The sequence below is a fragment of the Bradyrhizobium sp. CAR08 genome, assembly GCF_052871955.1.
Genome location: NZ_JBIXJX010000005.1, coordinates 291,781 through 306,982, shown reverse-complemented (window position 1 = coordinate 306,982; position 15,202 = coordinate 291,781). Strand labels below are relative to the sequence as shown.

The following is a 15,202-nucleotide window of genomic DNA, read 5'->3' as shown; positions in this document are numbered from 1 at the left end:
GCGGCCGATCGCAAGACCAGCGAAGCCTCGCGGCCACGCCGCACGGGGTAACGAACCGTTAATCTCTGAAGGACCGCGCCATCGCACGCGTCACGACGACGCGTCGAAGAGTGGCACGCGCTTAAACGCTTTGTTTGCCATTTCGGTGAATAGTCCCTCAATGAGTATGGTTAATTTTCCCTGTTGCGTTGAGTGGGCACCTATATCTGAGGTGCGTGGCGTAGAGCGAAGAGTACCCCCTCGGCTCGCGGCACTTGGAATGAAAGCTGGGGATCATGCTTGACTATAACCAGCCGATAGATCGGGCCAGACCGGAGGCCCCGCAGCACCGGCCTCAGGCCGGCTTCAACGTGCTGGAGCTGGTCAATCTGCTCTGGCGGCGGAAGATCGCGATTGCCGTTGCCGCGCTGCTCGGTGCGACGCTTGCCGTCACCGTGGGCAAGAGCCTGACGCCCCGCTACACCGCCACCGCCCAGCTCTATGTCGACCCGCGCGAGCTTCAGCTCGTCGACCGCGAGCTAACGCCCCGCGCGCAGGACGTCTCCGGCATGTCGATGGTGGTCGAGAGCCAGGCGCGCCTGATCACCTCCAACAGCGTGCTGCTCCAGGTGATCCAGCAGGCTGATCTGGACAAGGATCCCGAATTCGGCGGCGGCGCCGACGGCAAAGGCGTGATGTCGTCGCTGCTCGGCCTGATCGGCCTTCAGCCCCACGCGCCCTCCGCCGCGGAGAAAAAGGAAGTGCAGCTCGCCGCCCTCGAGGCGCTGAACCGGCACATCACGATCCGCAAGACCGAGAAGAGCTTCATCGTCGACATCGAAGTCTGGTCGACCGATCCGGCGAAAGCGGCAATGCTCGCCAACACGCTGACCAGCGCCTACCTCGCGGAGTCCCGCAACTCGCAGGCGTCAGCCGCGCGGCGCGCCACCAACGATCTCTCCGGCCGCCTGAAGGAACTGCGCGAGCGGCTGCGCAACGCCGAGACCGTGCTCGCGACCTACAAGGCCCAGAACAATTTCGTCGGCACCCAGGACGCGCTGATCAGCGACCAGCAGCTTTCCGCCAGCAACCAGCGGCTTTCCGCCGCCCGCGCCGCGACGATGGACGCGCAGGCGCGCCTCGACCAGATCGAGGCGAGCCGGCGCACGACGGCAGATGCAGGCGCGAACTCCGAGGCGCTGCAATCGCCAACCATCGCCAACCTGCGCGCGCAATATGCCGACGCGCGCAAGAAATATGCGGAGCAGGCCGGCGAACTCGGCCCGCGTCATCCAGCGCTGCGCCAGACCGAAAAGCAGGTCGAGGATCTCAAGCGCACCATCAACGAAGAGATCGACCGCTTCGCCCAGTCCGCCAAGAACGATTTGACGCGCGCCCGCGACTTTGAAGCCTCGCTCAGCCGGGCGCTGGAGGCGCAGAAGCGGCAGAGCGTCCAGCTCAGCCAGGCCGCCGTGCGCCTGCGCGAACTCGAGCGCGAAGCCGATGCCAGCCGTGACGTCTATCAATCCTTCCTCAAGCGCTCGCGCGAGACCGAGGAGCAGGAGACGCTGAACACCTCGGCGGCCCGAATCATCGGCGAAGCGACGGTGCCGCAGCGGCGCTCGTTCCCGCCGGCGATGAGCCTGTTCGCCATGATCGGCTTCATCTTCGGCGCAATCGCTGCATCGAGCTGGTTCGTCGCGGCAGAGCTGCTGTTGGCCGGTGCGTTCGCGCCGGCACCGGCGCCGGCCCGTCCCAATCGCACTCCGTTGCCGCAAGCTCCGCGAGCTCCAGAGCCTTCGCGGGCGCCGGAGACTGCCCGGTCCCAGCCGGTCTCGCGAGCCCCGGAAGTCGCGGAGGCACTGCCGGAACTCGCCGCCCCGCCGCTGCAACCTTCGATGGTCGAGAAGCCCCTGATCGAAAAGCCGCTGATCGCGCGCCTCCAGGAGGCCGACGTCATCCACACGCTCGGTGCCATTCTCGCCACCGGCGGCGGCATCGACCTCACCCGGCTCGGCTGGCCAACGCTGCGCCCCGGCTTTCCACTGACGATGCTGCTCAACGCCTGGCGCGACATGCGCGCTACGGCGGCCCGGCGCGCCGGCGGAAAGACAATGCCGGTCATCGCGCTCGTCGGTGCCGGTGAGACCACCGGGCGCAGCGTGACCGCGCTGAATTTCGCGCTCGCGGCCGCGCGCGACGGCGCCCGGGTCCTGATGATCGATGCCGACCATCAGGCGCACCCGCTCTCGAACAAGGTCAGCCGTCCCGTCAAGAGCGAGCCGAGCAAGGTCGGATGGCTTTCGATCGGCAGCAAGGCCGCGCGCGAGATCAAGTCACTCAACGGCATCTCGATATTGCCGGCCGCCGAACGCGACGCCGGCAAGGCCACTGACGCCATCCGCAAGGCCATCGAGCAGGCGCGCTCCGCCGGCGGCTATGACCTTGTGATCCTTGACGGCCCCGCGGCGCCACTCACGGCCGGCAGCCGTAAGCTGCTCGATGATGCCGACGCGCTGGTGGCGGTGCTGCCGACCAGCCTCGACATCAACGACGGCCTGGAGGAGATCTTGAGCACACTCGGCCGCGCGGAGCGCAAGCTCGTCGGCGTCGTGCTCGACGAACTCACCCCTATGGCCCAAGCTCGCCAACGAGGCAGACAATATGCTTGAGCGCCGCATCAATCTCGATGGCCGGGCCGCAACCGCCGACGTGCCGCGGATCACCATCGGCGGCCTTCGCATGGCCGCACTCGATCTGGAAGCGACCGCAAATTTCATGATCGAGGCGACCGATCCGCGCCATCGCATCGGCCGTCCGCTGCACCTGACCTCGGCCAATGGCGAGGTGCTGGCGCGGTGCTCGACCGAACCCGAGACCGAGCGCCTGTTCCGCAGCGCTGACCTGATCAACGCCGATGGCCAGCCGCTGGTGGCGGCGTCCAGGCTACAATCCTGGTTTCCGTTGCCCGAGCGGGTCGCCACGACGGACCTGTTTCACGTCGTCGCGCGCAAGGCTGAAGCGGTCGGGCGCACCTTCTACATGTTCGGCGCCAGCGAGGACGAGAACGCCCTTGCGGTCGAGAACGTCCGAAAGATGTATCCAAACCTCAAGATCGTTGGCTACAGCCACGGTTATCTCCGTGGCGACGCGCTGCGCGCGAAGGTCGACGAGATCAACGCGCTTGCGCCGGATTATCTCTGGGTTGCGCTGGGCGTGCCAAACGAGCAGGCGTTCGTCGAGGAATTCACCCCGCATCTCACCAATGTCGGCGTCATCAAGACATCCGGCGGCCTGTTCAACTTCTTGTCGGGAAGCCGCGCCCGCGCGCCGCGATGGATGCAGAAGATCGGGCTGGAATGGGCCTGGCGCACCTTGCTCGAGCCCCGCCGCCTGTTCTGGCGCTATTTAACCACCAACCCACGCGCAATCTATCTGCTGTTCAGCCGCAATCGGCCCTTTAATAATCGCTGAGTAGACGACGACATGATCGCCGCCGGTTGCCAGCCCCGCCTGCGCTATTTCAACGCCAGCGGCGCCGGTATTGCGCCTTGCGGGCCGGGCTCATAAGCGGCTAAAGAGACTGTCACAGTCGGTGTCGGCAACTTTCCCGGCCGCCGCGTGTTTTGTATGGCCGCCGACACAAGCGGCACAATCGGCTCAGCCAATAGCGCGAGCCAGCTTTTCACAGCGAAGGCCACGATCGAGTCCGCGCATCGGCCTGCTTTCAGGCGCGACCCAAGGGAGCACGGAACGAATGCATCAGGCCGCAAACCTGCAATTCGAGCGCATGATGGACGAGCTCGTCCTCTGGCAGGCCATACCGGAGGGCGAACGATCGCCAGCGCCGGCCTGGTGGTGGGGTCCGGCAATGGCGGTGCTCGACGCGCACGAGCCGATGCCACACGCGTGGTGTTCTGAACTCGGTCTGAGCCACGACTCGAGCTTTGCCGAAGGCGCGCACGCCCTGCTCGCCCTGTTCGCCAAGCAAACCTCGCCGACCTGGCCGGATGATTTTCCGCGCAAGGCGGAAATCAAGGAAGACGACGCCCGCGAGCTGCACCCGCAGCCGTCAGACGACAGCGCTTTTCAACCGTAGCGCCGCGGCCGCGGTGGCGGCATGGTCCGGCTCCGGCTGGAGCGGCGGCGCGTAGGGCAGCTCCATGGGCTGCAGCAGCTCGGCCATCTGCCGCGCCGGCAGCGGCTTGGAGATCAGGAAGCCCTGCATCTCGTCGCAGCCATGGGCGCGCAGGAATGCCTCCTGTTCGGCATTCTCGACGCCTTCCGCCACCACGGTCATGCCGAGCGCCTTGCCCATGCTGATGATCGCCTGCGCGATCGCCTGGTCTTCCAAATCCTGCGGCAGGTCGCGCACGAAGGAGCGGTCGATCTTGATGGTGTCGATCGGGAAATGCTTCATCAGAGACATCGACGAATAGCCGGTGCCGAAATCGTCGATGGCGAGGCGAATGCCGCGACTCTGGATGGCGTCGAGTACCTTGAGCGCGCGCCCGACGTTGCGCATCATCATGCTCTCGGTGACTTCGAGCTGGAGCAGCACCGGCGACATCCCACTTGCGGCGAGCGCCTCGTCGACGTCCTGCAAGAGATGCTCGTCGACAAACTGGCGCGGCGACAGGTTGACCGCCATCGATACCGGCAAAAGGCCGCGGCGCTGCCAGGCCATGGCTTGCGCGCAGGCCTCCTTTACCACCCAGCGGCCGATCGGCACGATCAATCCGGTCTCCTCCGCGAGCGGAATGAACTGCGCCGGCGAGATGCTGCCCAGATCGGGGTGCGTCCAGCGCAGCAGGGCTTCCACGCCCGTGATCTGGCCGGTCTCCATGTCCACCTTGGGCTGGTAGTTCAAAGTGAACTGATTCCGCTCCAGCGCCCGGCGCAGCGCACTCTCCAACGACAGCCGCTCGATCGACTGCGTCTTCACTTCCTTGGAGAAGAAGCGATAGCCGTTCTTGCCGTCTTCCTTGGCGAGATACATCGCCATGTCGGCGTTCTTGGTCAGCGTCTGCACGTCGGAGCCGTTGGTCGGATACATCGCGATACCGATCGAGGCCGTGGTGTGGCACTCGTGCCCCGCTAGCTCCATGGGCTCCGCAAGCGCCGTCAACAGCCCGGTCGCGATGCGCTGGACGTCATCGATCTCGCCGCATTGATCGAGGATCAACACGAACTCGTCGCCGCCGAGCCGCGCCACGACGTCGGTTGCGCGCAGCGCACCACGCAGCCGGTTGGCCACTTCGAGCAGGAGCAGATCGCCGGCCTCGTGGCCCAGCGAATCATTGATGACCTTGAAACGATCGAGGTCGATGAACAGCACCGCAAAGCGCTGATCGTGGCGCTGCGCCTCGTCGATCGCCTCATGCAGCAACCCGTTGAAGGTCTCGCGGTTCGGCAGGTCGGTCAGGCTGTCGTGCGAAGCGAGGTATTCGATTCGCTCGTCGGCCTGGTTTTTCTCGTCGGCCCGGTCGAAATTCTCCATCGCGAAGGAGACGTTGTCGGCGAGGCGCTGCAACAGCTCGACGAACTCGGCCGTGAAGGTGCCGGGCTCGGTCGACATGTAGATCATGACGCCGACGGCCCGATCGTGTGCGACGAGGGGAAAAGCCGCGCCCGACCGCGCGCCGTCGTTGCGGACAATGGAATGAAAGGCGCGAACGCGATCGTCATTGAGATAGTCGTTGCTGATGCAGGGCTGGCGGGTGCGGAACGCCGTGCCGCTCATTCCGCGCCCCTCGGGGCGCTCGGGGTCGATTGATAGGCGGACATTGCGCGTGGTGTCAGACGACGGTCCGGCGCTCGACACGATCTCCAGCTGATCGCTATCGACCCTCGCCAGCGCAATGGTGGTCGAGGTGAACTTGGCGCCGTTCGATGCGGCGAGACAGACGAGGTCGAACAGTTCGGCGCGCGACTTCGCCCGCATGATCGCCTCGTTGGTCGCGCTCAGCGCCGCGAACATGCGAGCCAAACGCTCCGTCCGCGCCTCGTTGCGGGCCTTTTCCTCGGCGCGATCGAAATTATCGAGTGCAAATGACACGTTCTCGGCGAGGCGCCCGAGCAACTCGACCATATCGGGTGTGAACGTATTCTCTTCCGGCGCGAGGAAAAGCAGAATGCCGATCGGCTCCTGGCCGGCGCGCAGCAGCGGGAAGCTGGCAGCCGCTCGCGTTCCATCTTCGATCGCCTTAGAGTGCCAATGCGCCGCTCGGAGGTCGTGGAGATAGTCGTTGATGACGCTGGGCCCGCGGGTCCGCAGCGACATCCCTATGATTCCGCGACCCTCAGGATGGTCGGCGGAAACAAAGCAGGTGCGTCCCACCATCCGCTCCTGGAGGCGCCCCTTCACGGCAACCACGCGAACGAGTTCACGCTGGTCGTCCATAATGCCGATTGTCGCCGAGGCGAATACGCCGCCGAGCACGGCTGCCTGGCACGCCCCTTCGAACAGCTCCTCGCGCGTCTTGGCGCGCATGATTGCCTCGTTCGTCGCGCTCAGCGCCTCGAACATGCCGCTCAACCTGTCACGCTGCCTGTCGGCCTTCGCCTTCTCGTCGGCACGGTCGAAGTTCTCCAACGCGAAGGCGACATTGGCCTGGAGCTTGCGCAATAGCTCGACGAATTCGTCCGTGAAAGTGCCGCACTCGGGCGAATTGAACAGGAATACGCCTTCGACGCTGTCGCCGTTGAATAGCGGCATCGCGGTTGAGGACCTAATGCCATTGCGACGCGCGCTGGCGTGCCAAGGCTTGAGGCGGGCGTCTGCCAGGACGTCGTTGCTGATACAGGGCCGCCGCGTCCGGAACGCGGTGCCGGTCAGCCCTCGTCCTTCCGGCTCCTTGTCGCTGACCGACAGCCTGAAGGAACGCACTTCCTCGGCGTTCGGTCCGAAGGACGCAACAACACGAAGCAGTCCCGCATCGCGGTCAAGCAATGCAATGGAGGTCGAGGCGAACTTGGCGCCGTGCACCGTGGCTTCGCAAACCAGATCCAACAGTTCGCTGCGCGACCTTGCCCGCAGAATGGCTTCGTTCGTCGCGCTTAGCGCTGCGTACATACGCGCCAGCCGATCCTCCTCCAAGGCGATCCGGGCCTTCTCCTTGTCGCGGTCGAAGTTCTCGAGCGCAAAGCACACGTTTTCGGTCATGCGCAGCAACAATGCGACGATGCCTTCGTCTTTCGCCCAGGCTTTGCTCACGAAGAAAAACAGCACGCCGATGCTGGTGCCACGCTTGATCAAGGGAGCAGCCACGCAGGCGACGGCGCCGGCATTGACGTTGGCCTGCTCCCAGGTGGTCCCCTTGGTGCGATTGACGAGGTCGTCCTCAACGATCGCTTGCTGGGTCCGGAACACCTCGCCGGAGATGCCCTTGCCGTAGGGACTCTCCGGATCAATCGAGTAGCGCGACTGTCTGATCAGATCCAGATTATGTCCGGTCGCTGCCACCGGCGTCAGCCATTCGGAATCCGGCTCGTGCAGCAGAACGAAAGTGGCAAGCGATTTGCCGCTATAAACAGCGGCGTCGCAGACCCGCTGGTACAAGTCCAGCTCAGTGCTGGCTTGCAGAATTGCTTCGTTCGTCGCACTGAGCGCGCCGAACATGCGGTTGAGCCGCCGCACTGCCCGCTCGCCATCCAGGCGGGCTCCCTCGGTCGCGAAGCTCTCCAGCGCGTGAGAGATATTGGCCGACATCCGCTCGAACAACGAGACCATCGCCTCGTCGAGCGAGCCGGCGCCGGACCGCGTAACATACAACACCCCAATACTGCGTCCCATGCAGACCAGGGGTAGCGCCGCGGCCGCGCCGACACCCGCCGCCACGGCGCCGTTGCGCCATGCCAGCGAACGCGGATCGTTCAGGAAATCGTTGCTGATGCAGAGCTTCTGGCTGCGGAACGCCTCGCCGCCCACGCCCAAGCCTTCCGGCGTGCCAGCCTGCGTGGTGATCTCGATCGCGCTCAGCCGCGCCACGTCATCGCCGCGACCAGCGGCAAAGCGAAGCTTATGGCCATCCGGCTCCACAAGGAACACGGCCACGGCCATGAAGTCTCCACTCGCAAACCCGGCGTCGCAGACCTTCTGGTACAGCTCATCCGGCGATTTCGCGTAGAGGATCGCTTCGTTGATGGCGCTCAACGCCGCAAAGGTGCGCGCGAGTGTCGTCGGCACGATCTCAGCTCCCGGGCATTTCTGCCTTTTTTTCCCGGATGACGTTATGACCGGCGATCGCCTAAGTGGTCGTTATTGCGCGCTGCAAACCGTCGATCAAAGTGAACGAGCTGCGAACGACCTGCGCCAATCTGTCGAAAATGCCACCGCGCGGGACGAATCTTCGCCCGACGGCCCTGCTCGCTGCGAATTTGCAGCCCTGTATTGGTTTACAGGAGATTGATATCGCAGCCGCGCTTTGAGACCATGGCTCCCAACAAGCAGCCTGTTAAGGGCACCATGCCGGGGAAGCGCCATGCCGATCGTCCATGCCGACCGCCTCACGCGCATCAGCGCAGCGCTGCTTCGGGTTGCCGGGGCTTCCGAGGAAGAGGCCGACGCGGTCGCAAACGGCTGCGTCAACGCCAATCTCGCCGGCCACGATTCCCACGGCGTGATCGCCATTCCCACCTATGTTGACCGGATCAAGGCCGGCCACATCGTGCCCGGCGCCAGATGGACCATCGTGCAGGAATCGCCGACGACGACCGTGATCGACGGCCAGTGGGGTTTTGGCTTCCACGTCAACGCCAAGGCGATGGCGCTGACGATCGAGAAAGCGAAGACGGCGAATGTCGCCGCCTGCACCGTGTTCCGGCAAAGCCATGTCGGCCGCCTCGCCGCCTATCCGCTGATGGCAATGCGCGAAGGCATGATCGGGATCGCAACGGCGGATTCCGGCCGTTCGCCGAAGCATGTGGCGCCATTCGGCGGCAAGGAGGCACGGCTCGGCACCAATCCGATCTCGATCGCGGTGCCGTCCGACCTCGATGCGCCGTTCTACCTGGACATGGCGACCTCTGCGGTCGCGGCCGGCAAGATCCAGCTCGCGGTCGCCCGCGGCGAGGAAATCCCGCCGGGGTGGATCATCGATGCAGAGGGACGGCACACTACCGATCCAACCCAGTATCGCAAGGGCGGCGCGCTGCTGCCGCTCGGCGGCACCGAGGGCTACAAGGGCAGCGGCCTCGCCGCAATGGTCGAGGTCCTGTGCGGCCTGCTCACCGGCCTCGGTTTCGGCGTCGAGCCCACGGGCCGGCACAATGACGGCTGCTTCATGGCCGTGTTCAACGTCGCCGCGTTTCGCCCGCTGCAGGATTTCAAGCGCGAGGTCGCCGAGTTCGCACACTATCTCAAATCGACCCCGCCCTCCGAGGGCAGCAAGGGCGTGTTCTATCCCGGTGAGATCGAGGGCTTGCGTGAGCAGCAGCGCCTGCGCGACGGCATCGAGATCGAGGATGCGACCTGGGAAAAACTGCGCGCGCTGGCGCGCGAGTACAGGCTCGACACGGTCCTCGACCTGGCCTGACGGATTTCGGCCTGACGCAATTCGGAGAACAGCAGCATGACGCGGCAGATGGTACTGGTCGGCTTCCTTCAGGCCCAGAACTGCACGAATTTGCCGAGCTCGTGGCGACATCCGGACTCGCGCGACGATTCGATGTCGGCGGACTATTATCAGGAGATCGCCAAAATCCTCGAAGCCGGCAAGTTCCACATGGCCTTCTTCGACGACCGGCTGGCGATGCCGGACCGCTACGGCAACGATCACGCCCACACCGTCGAATACGGCATCCGCTGCGTGAAGATGGATCCCCTGATCGTGCTGACGACGATGGGCATGGTGACGGAGAAGCTCGGGTTGGGTGCGACCGGCTCGACGACTTATTTCGAGCCCTTCGACATCGCCCGCCGCTTCGCAACGCTCGACCTGATGTCGGGCGGACGCGCCGGATGGAACGTCGTGACCTCGCTCAATGACGGCGAGGCCTTCAACATGGGCCGGGATTCTCATCCCGAGCACGACGCCCGCTATGACCGCGCCGACGAATTCATGGAGATCGTTCTCGGCCATTGGGACACCTGGGAAGACGGCGCGCTCATCATGGACAAGACGAGCGGCCGCTTTGCCGATCCGGCCAAGGTGAAGCGGCTCGATCACAAGGGCCCATTCTACAAGTCCCGCGGTCCCTTCACGGTGCCCCGCTCCGACCAGGGCCATCCCGTGATCATCCAGGCCGGCGCGTCCGGCCGCGGCCAGCGCTTTGCAGGACGATGGGGTGAGGTGATCTTCACCGCCGCGCGCAACCTCGCCGCCGCCAAGGAAGGCTATGCGGCGGTGCGTAACGAGGCCGCGAAAGCCGGTCGGGATCCGGAGGCGATGTTCCTCTGCAACCTGACGACACCAGTCTGCGCCGCGACCAAAGCCGAGGCCGAAGACAAGATGGCGTTGATCAACAAGCTGCCGCTGCAGATCGATGCGCTGTCGCTGCTGGCCGAAGCGCTCAACTACGACTTCGCCTCCAAGGATCTCGACGAGCCGCTGACGACTGAGGAGTTGAAGAGCATGCAGGGCATTCTGGGCATCCGCGACGGCGTGCTCAAGAACTCCGGCAAAAGCAATCCGAGCGCGCGCGACTTCGTCACCTTCTCCGGCCGCGGTCAGGTCCAGGATGCGATGGTCGGCGGTCCCAAGGAGATCGCGGACAAGCTCGAAGAAATGTTCGTCGAGCGCGGCTGCGACGGTTTTGTCATCGCCGCGACCTATGTGCCCGGCTCCTATGCCGATTTCGTGCAACATATCGTCCCGGAATTGCAGCGGCGCGGATTGTTCCAGAAGGAGTATCGCGGCAAGACGCTGCGGGAAAATCTCGGGCTCAAGCGCCCGGCAGCCGGCGACTGGAAAGTGCAGCCGCGCGATGCCGCGGAATAACAACGGAGACACGGCATGCGCTGGCTGAAATTCACCGCTGCGAACAAGACGTCCTGGGGGATCGTCGAGGGTGACCAGGTCATCGCGATCGAGGGCGATCCCTTCGGAGAATGGCAACGCACCTCGCGCACGTATCAGCTCTCGCAGGTCAAGATCGAACTGCCGCTGATTCCGCGCACCTTCTACTGCGTCGGCTTGAATTACCTCAAGCATCTGAAGGAAGCCGCCGACAAGCGCGGCGAAGTGCCTGCTGTCCCCGACCGCCCCGAGATCGGCTATCGCGCGCAAAACGCGCTGATTGCGCATGACGAGGACGTCGCGATCCCGTCCTTTGCGACGGACAAGATCCACTACGAAGGCGAACTCGTTGTCGTCATCGGCAAGAAGGTGAAGCATCTCACCAATCAGAATGCGATGGATTGCGTCTTCGGCTACACCATCGGCAACGACGTCAGCGAACGAAGCTGGCAGAAGGCCGACCGCAGCCTGTGGCGGTCGAAGAACGCCGACACGTTCAAGCCGATGGGCCCGTGGATCGAGACCGAGGCCGACCTCGACAAGATGGAAACGATCGTCCGGGTCAACGGCAAGGAGACCAACCGCTTCCACACCAACGACATGATCTTTGGCGTGGTGCCGTTCCTAGTCGAGCTGACCAAGTATTTTACGCTATGGCCGGGCGATGTGATCTGGATGGGCACGGATGGTGCCTCGCCTGATATCAAGCACGGCGACGTCGTGGAGATCGACATCACCGGTGTCGGCACGCTGCGGAACAGGTTCGTGCGGGAAGAGCGGTGATCAACTCGTGGCGCCTGAGTGGCCCTTCACATGGTCGATAAACGCCCGCAGTTTCGGCATGATTTGCCGGTGGCCGGGATAGTAGAGGAAGACCCCCGGTGTCATCGGCGCGAATTGCTCCAGCACGCGGGCGAGTTTTCCCGTCGCTATGGCGCCTGTGGCCAATGGTGCGGGCACTTGCGCAAGACCCACACCTTCGATTGCTGCCCCCAGCATCGTGGGGAAATCGTAGGCGATGAAAGGTCCTGATACCGCAATCTCGATCGAACGGCCGCCGTCGTCGAGCGACCATGATGCGATCGCGCCGCTCGACCGCCGCAATCGCAAACAAGCGTGCGTACGCAGGTCGTCCGGATGCTCGGGCCGACCGGCACGCGCGAGGTAAGTGGGGCTGCCGACGACGATGAGCGGGAGCGGCTTGGTCAGCCGCACGGCGATCATGTCTGGGGCGATGAACTGCCCCATCCTGATGCCGGCATCAAAGCCTCCGGCCGCTAGATCGATCATCTCTTCGCTCGCGGCAAGCTCCACCTCGATCTCTGGATAGGTCTGGCAGAACGAGGCGATCAGCGGCTCGAGCAGGATCGGCACGACCGAGCGCGGTACGGTGAGGCGCAGGAGCCCGGCCGGTCGCCGTCCGAGCTCACGCGCCGCCCCGCTTGCCGCGATGAGTTCTTCGAACGCCGGTCTTGCGCGCGCGAAAAATCTTTCGCCGGCTTCGGTCAGACCGACGCTGCGGGTCGTACGGATGAAGAGCGCGGCGCCGACGCGCGCCTCGAGCGCGCGAACCGCCTGACTGATAGCCGAAGGCGTTACCCCGAGTTCAGCGGCCGCCCGGCGGAAACTGCGGTGCTGGGCAACGCTGAGGAACGCCTCCACGCCGTCGAGCGCTCCCTGCCTGACTGTGAAGTTCTGCTTCATAGCCCATCAACATTATCGCGAATAGTCGCCCGCGGAAAGCGGCCATACATCCGGATTGCAAATGAGCCGCACCGGAGACCGAAACCGATGAAGGCAATCCGCAACGCCGCCCTGGCACTCGCCCTCACACTGACAGGTATTACCGCCATGACCGATCCATCCCTTGCGCAAGCACAAGCGCCGTCACCCGCGACCACCGGGGTCATGGTCATCCTGACCGTGAAAGCGGGCATCACGCGCGAGCAAATCATGGCCGTCATGCCCGATGAAATCAGGCAGACCGTGCAGCTCTATCTCAACGGAAAGGTCCGCGAATGGTATTCGCGTTCCGACGGGCGCGGCGCCGTGTTCGTGCTGGATGCCAAGAATGATGCCGAAGCGCATGCGATCATGGATGGCTTGCCGCTCGCCAGGCAGGACCTCATCGAGCATGAATACATCGCGGTCGGCCCGCTCATGCCGCTTCGCCTGCTCATGGCCAAGCCCTAAGCGTCCATCGATGCCGAGCTTCGACCTCGACTATCCTGACATTCATAAGGACATCCGACGTGCCATCGAGCTTCAACCTTCCGTTCGTCCTCAGCGTCGCCGGCGCCTTCCTGACAAGCGCGGTGGTGGCCATCACCTACGTTTGGCCGGCGGTCGGCGCCATGCCGCGTCACGACGCCTTGCGGCTTCTCGCGGCTTTCCATGCGTTCAGGTTCCTAGGGATGAACTTCATGGTTGCCGGGTTCGTGTCCTCGGAATTGAGCCCGGACTTCGCCAGCGAAGTTGGATGGGGAGATCTCGTCGCCGCCACTCTCGCACTCATTTCAATGGCGGCGCTGTCCTGGCGATGGTCGATCGCCATCCCGATCGTCTGGACATTCAACGTCTGGGGTACGCTGGATCTCCTGAATGCGTACTACATGGGCGTGAGGATCCAGAATCCCGGCCTGTTCGGCGCCGGCATCTATATCCCCGCCCTTTATGTACCTCTGCTGCTGGTCAGCCACGTCCTCGTCTTCACGATCCTGCTGAGGCCCGGATCGGACAAGCAGGCAGCATGATACTGCGCCCGGGCCGCAATCCGACATGCCAGCCGAGATGGCTTGCGTCGATGCGCGGGATAGCCTCTGAGGAAGGAATGCCGATGAACAGCGATGCCGTTTCCGCCGCCGAAATTGCTCCGCGTCCCGTGCGGCTCAGCCTAATGTCGGCCGTCCTGTTCACGATACTCTGGACCTGGTTGATCTACGCGGTGCCGGCACTTCCGGAGAGCGGCATTCCGGCCCTGGGCGTTCGGCTGATGACGCATGGGCTCATCGCACTTGGTCTGTGGCTCGGCCTTGGAAACACTGACCTGACACCAGGACAGCGCCAGGCAACCTGGCTCGTCCTCATGGTGCCTTTGACGCTGTGGGCCACAGTCGCCTGGACCGCGGCCATCAACGGTGCATTTCGCGCGGGCGCCTCCGCCTTGCCGTTGCTTCCAGCCGCGATCCTGTTGCCGGTCATCCTCGGCGCTCCGGTGCTGCTGCTGTCAAAGCGAGTGGGACAATTGCTCGATGCAACGCCGCCGACGTGGTTGATCGCGCTTCAGCTCTATCGCATCTTTGGCAGCCAATGGCTCGCCTACTGGATGCGTGGGGTGCTGCCGGGCTTGTTTGCATTGCCGGCAGGAACTGGCGATGTGCTGACCGGCCTTTTCGCCGTGCCGGCAGCGCTCGCGCTCGCGACCGGAACGGCTGAGGGGCGAAAGGCAGCCATCCTCTGGAACCTGTTCGGCCTCGCCGATTTCGCCGTCGCGATCGGCTTGGGGATGATGATGTCGCCCGGCGCATTGCAGCTGATCATTTCGAACGGCCCGAGCATGGCCTTAGACACCTTTCCGAATGTGCTGACGCCCGCCTTCGTCGTGCCAAGCTCGATCCTGCTGCACGCGCTGTCGCTGCGCCAACTGTTTCGGCGCAGGCAGGAAGAGGCGGCGTAAGCGCTGCCTCTCAAAACGGCAGCGCGACGCCCGTCTTGATCTCCTTCAGCACCACGTTGCTTCTGACATAGCGGATGCCGGGAATGCGGAACATGAAGTCGTCGAGGAATCTGTTGTACGCCGCCATATCCTGCACGACGACACGCAAATGGTAATCGGCATCGCCCGTGGTCGCAAAGCACTCCAGCACCTCACGCCGCGTGGTCACCCGCGCGACGAACTCGTCGACGAATTTTGCGTCGTGCCGTTCCAGCGAGACGTGGAGGATCGCGGACATCGCAAAGCCGGCCTGCTCGCGCGCGACCAGGGCCGCATAGCCCCGGATGGCACCGCTCTCCTCCAGCGCGCGCACCCGGCGCCAGCATGCCGAAGTCGACATGCCGACTGCGTCGGCGAGCTGCTGGTTGGTGGCGCGGCCGTCCTTCTGAAGATAGGCGAGAATCCGCGCGTCCTGGTCTTCGATCATGGAAACCACCAAAATGGATTAATCTACCTTCCCGTAGATCGTTTTGGATAACTCTACCATAATAGGTACGCTATTCGGAAAGAAAGGTAAGACCTACCAGTTGCCCAGGCTTACTCTTCTCCC

Annotated in this window: 13 protein-coding genes; 10 read left to right on the top strand and 3 right to left on the bottom strand. The window is 64.0% G+C overall.

Features of this window, described 5'->3' with window-relative positions:
- Window positions 1–275: 275 nt before the first annotated feature.
- The 3 genes from ACIPUD_RS13800 to ACIPUD_RS13790 all read left to right on the top strand — a co-directional run bounded on the left by ACIPUD_RS13800 (window position 276) and on the right by ACIPUD_RS13790 (window position 4,078).
- Window positions 276–2,651 carry an exopolysaccharide transport family protein gene (locus ACIPUD_RS13800; RefSeq protein ID WP_446480838.1) on the top strand — a complete coding sequence of 792 codons (2,376 nt, stop codon included), beginning with the start codon at window positions 276–278 and terminating at the stop codon, window positions 2,649–2,651.
- The gene (locus tag ACIPUD_RS13795) at window positions 2,644–3,453 is read left to right on the top strand and encodes a WecB/TagA/CpsF family glycosyltransferase (RefSeq protein WP_085361247.1); all 810 of its coding nucleotides are present in this window, start codon (window positions 2,644–2,646) and stop codon (window positions 3,451–3,453) included. Before ACIPUD_RS13800 ends, ACIPUD_RS13795 begins: the two co-directional genes overlap by 8 nt.
- Window positions 3,454–3,736: 283 nt before the next feature.
- A complete protein-coding gene (locus ACIPUD_RS13790; RefSeq protein WP_085350135.1) occupies window positions 3,737–4,078 on the top strand; it encodes a hypothetical protein in 342 nt (113 codons plus the stop codon).
- Here ACIPUD_RS13790 and ACIPUD_RS13785 read toward each other — a convergent pair.
- Window positions 4,052–8,167, bottom strand: coding sequence for a sensor domain-containing phosphodiesterase (locus ACIPUD_RS13785; RefSeq protein ID WP_446480837.1), 4,116 nt, complete (start codon window positions 8,165–8,167; stop codon window positions 4,052–4,054). The genes ACIPUD_RS13790 and ACIPUD_RS13785 overlap by 27 nt on opposite strands.
- 46 nt (window positions 8,168–8,213) lie before the next feature.
- Between ACIPUD_RS13785 and ACIPUD_RS13780 the strand changes: the two genes are divergently transcribed.
- The 4 genes from ACIPUD_RS13780 (at window position 8,214) to ACIPUD_RS13765 (ending at window position 11,720) form a co-directional block, all read left to right on the top strand.
- Window positions 8,214–8,390: a hypothetical protein gene (locus tag ACIPUD_RS13780; protein WP_158091731.1), complete on the top strand. Its 177-nt coding sequence runs from the start codon at window positions 8,214–8,216 to the stop codon at window positions 8,388–8,390.
- A 72-nt stretch (window positions 8,391–8,462) separates the two neighbouring features.
- Window positions 8,463–9,515, top strand: a complete 1,053-nt coding sequence (locus tag ACIPUD_RS13775) for an Ldh family oxidoreductase (protein WP_018453394.1) — start codon at window positions 8,463–8,465, stop codon at window positions 9,513–9,515.
- Between the two features lie 36 nt (window positions 9,516–9,551).
- Complete coding sequence (locus ACIPUD_RS13770; RefSeq protein ID WP_085361243.1) at window positions 9,552–10,919, top strand: LLM class flavin-dependent oxidoreductase; 1,368 nt, start codon at window positions 9,552–9,554, stop codon at window positions 10,917–10,919.
- Between the two features lie 15 nt (window positions 10,920–10,934).
- On the top strand, window positions 10,935–11,720 hold the full coding sequence (locus ACIPUD_RS13765) for a fumarylacetoacetate hydrolase family protein (protein ID WP_085350137.1): 786 nt from the start codon (window positions 10,935–10,937) through the stop codon (window positions 11,718–11,720).
- Here the strand turns inward: ACIPUD_RS13765 and ACIPUD_RS13760 are convergent, their stop codons facing one another.
- Window positions 11,721–12,641, bottom strand: a complete 921-nt coding sequence (locus ACIPUD_RS13760; RefSeq protein WP_446480836.1) for a LysR family transcriptional regulator — start codon at window positions 12,639–12,641, stop codon at window positions 11,721–11,723. It abuts the gene before it with no gap.
- 87 nt (window positions 12,642–12,728) lie between these two features.
- On the opposite strand from ACIPUD_RS13760, the gene ACIPUD_RS13755 reads away from it, so the two are divergent.
- The 3 genes from ACIPUD_RS13755 to ACIPUD_RS13745 all read left to right on the top strand — a co-directional run bounded on the left by ACIPUD_RS13755 (window position 12,729) and on the right by ACIPUD_RS13745 (window position 14,613).
- On the top strand, window positions 12,729–13,130 hold the full coding sequence (locus ACIPUD_RS13755) for a hypothetical protein (protein WP_085350139.1): 402 nt from the start codon (window positions 12,729–12,731) through the stop codon (window positions 13,128–13,130).
- Between the two features lie 59 nt (window positions 13,131–13,189).
- The gene (locus ACIPUD_RS13750; protein ID WP_085350140.1) at window positions 13,190–13,690 is read left to right on the top strand and encodes a hypothetical protein; all 501 of its coding nucleotides are present in this window, start codon (window positions 13,190–13,192) and stop codon (window positions 13,688–13,690) included.
- Between the two features lie 83 nt (window positions 13,691–13,773).
- Window positions 13,774–14,613, top strand: a complete 840-nt coding sequence (locus tag ACIPUD_RS13745; protein ID WP_085350176.1) for an MFS transporter — start codon at window positions 13,774–13,776, stop codon at window positions 14,611–14,613.
- Between the two features lie 10 nt (window positions 14,614–14,623).
- Here ACIPUD_RS13745 and ACIPUD_RS13740 read toward each other — a convergent pair whose 3' ends face one another.
- On the bottom strand, window positions 14,624–15,079 hold the full coding sequence (locus ACIPUD_RS13740; RefSeq protein WP_018453391.1) for an Lrp/AsnC family transcriptional regulator: 456 nt from the start codon (window positions 15,077–15,079) through the stop codon (window positions 14,624–14,626).
- Between the last annotated feature and the right edge of the window lie 123 nt (window positions 15,080–15,202).

What these genes read in the sequence shown, in the direction of transcription:
- ACIPUD_RS13800 (WP_446480838.1), top strand. Translation starts at nt 276, where the DNA reads ATGCTTGACTATAACCAGCCGATAGATCGGGCCAGACCGGAGGCCCCG.
- ACIPUD_RS13795 (WP_085361247.1), top strand. Translation starts at nt 2,644, where the DNA reads ATGCTTGAGCGCCGCATCAATCTCGATGGCCGGGCCGCAACCGCCGAC.
- ACIPUD_RS13790 (WP_085350135.1), top strand. Translation starts at nt 3,737, where the DNA reads ATGCATCAGGCCGCAAACCTGCAATTCGAGCGCATGATGGACGAGCTC.
- ACIPUD_RS13780 (WP_158091731.1), top strand. Translation starts at nt 8,214, where the DNA reads ATGACCGGCGATCGCCTAAGTGGTCGTTATTGCGCGCTGCAAACCGTC.
- ACIPUD_RS13775 (WP_018453394.1), top strand. Translation starts at nt 8,463, where the DNA reads ATGCCGATCGTCCATGCCGACCGCCTCACGCGCATCAGCGCAGCGCTG.
- ACIPUD_RS13770 (WP_085361243.1), top strand. Translation starts at nt 9,552, where the DNA reads ATGACGCGGCAGATGGTACTGGTCGGCTTCCTTCAGGCCCAGAACTGC.
- ACIPUD_RS13765 (WP_085350137.1), top strand. Translation starts at nt 10,935, where the DNA reads ATGCGCTGGCTGAAATTCACCGCTGCGAACAAGACGTCCTGGGGGATC.
- ACIPUD_RS13760 (WP_446480836.1), bottom strand. Translation starts at nt 12,641, where the DNA reads ATGAAGCAGAACTTCACAGTCAGGCAGGGAGCGCTCGACGGCGTGGAG.
- ACIPUD_RS13755 (WP_085350139.1), top strand. Translation starts at nt 12,729, where the DNA reads ATGAAGGCAATCCGCAACGCCGCCCTGGCACTCGCCCTCACACTGACA.
- ACIPUD_RS13745 (WP_085350176.1), top strand. Translation starts at nt 13,774, where the DNA reads ATGAACAGCGATGCCGTTTCCGCCGCCGAAATTGCTCCGCGTCCCGTG.
- ACIPUD_RS13740 (WP_018453391.1), bottom strand. Translation starts at nt 15,079, where the DNA reads ATGATCGAAGACCAGGACGCGCGGATTCTCGCCTATCTTCAGAAGGAC.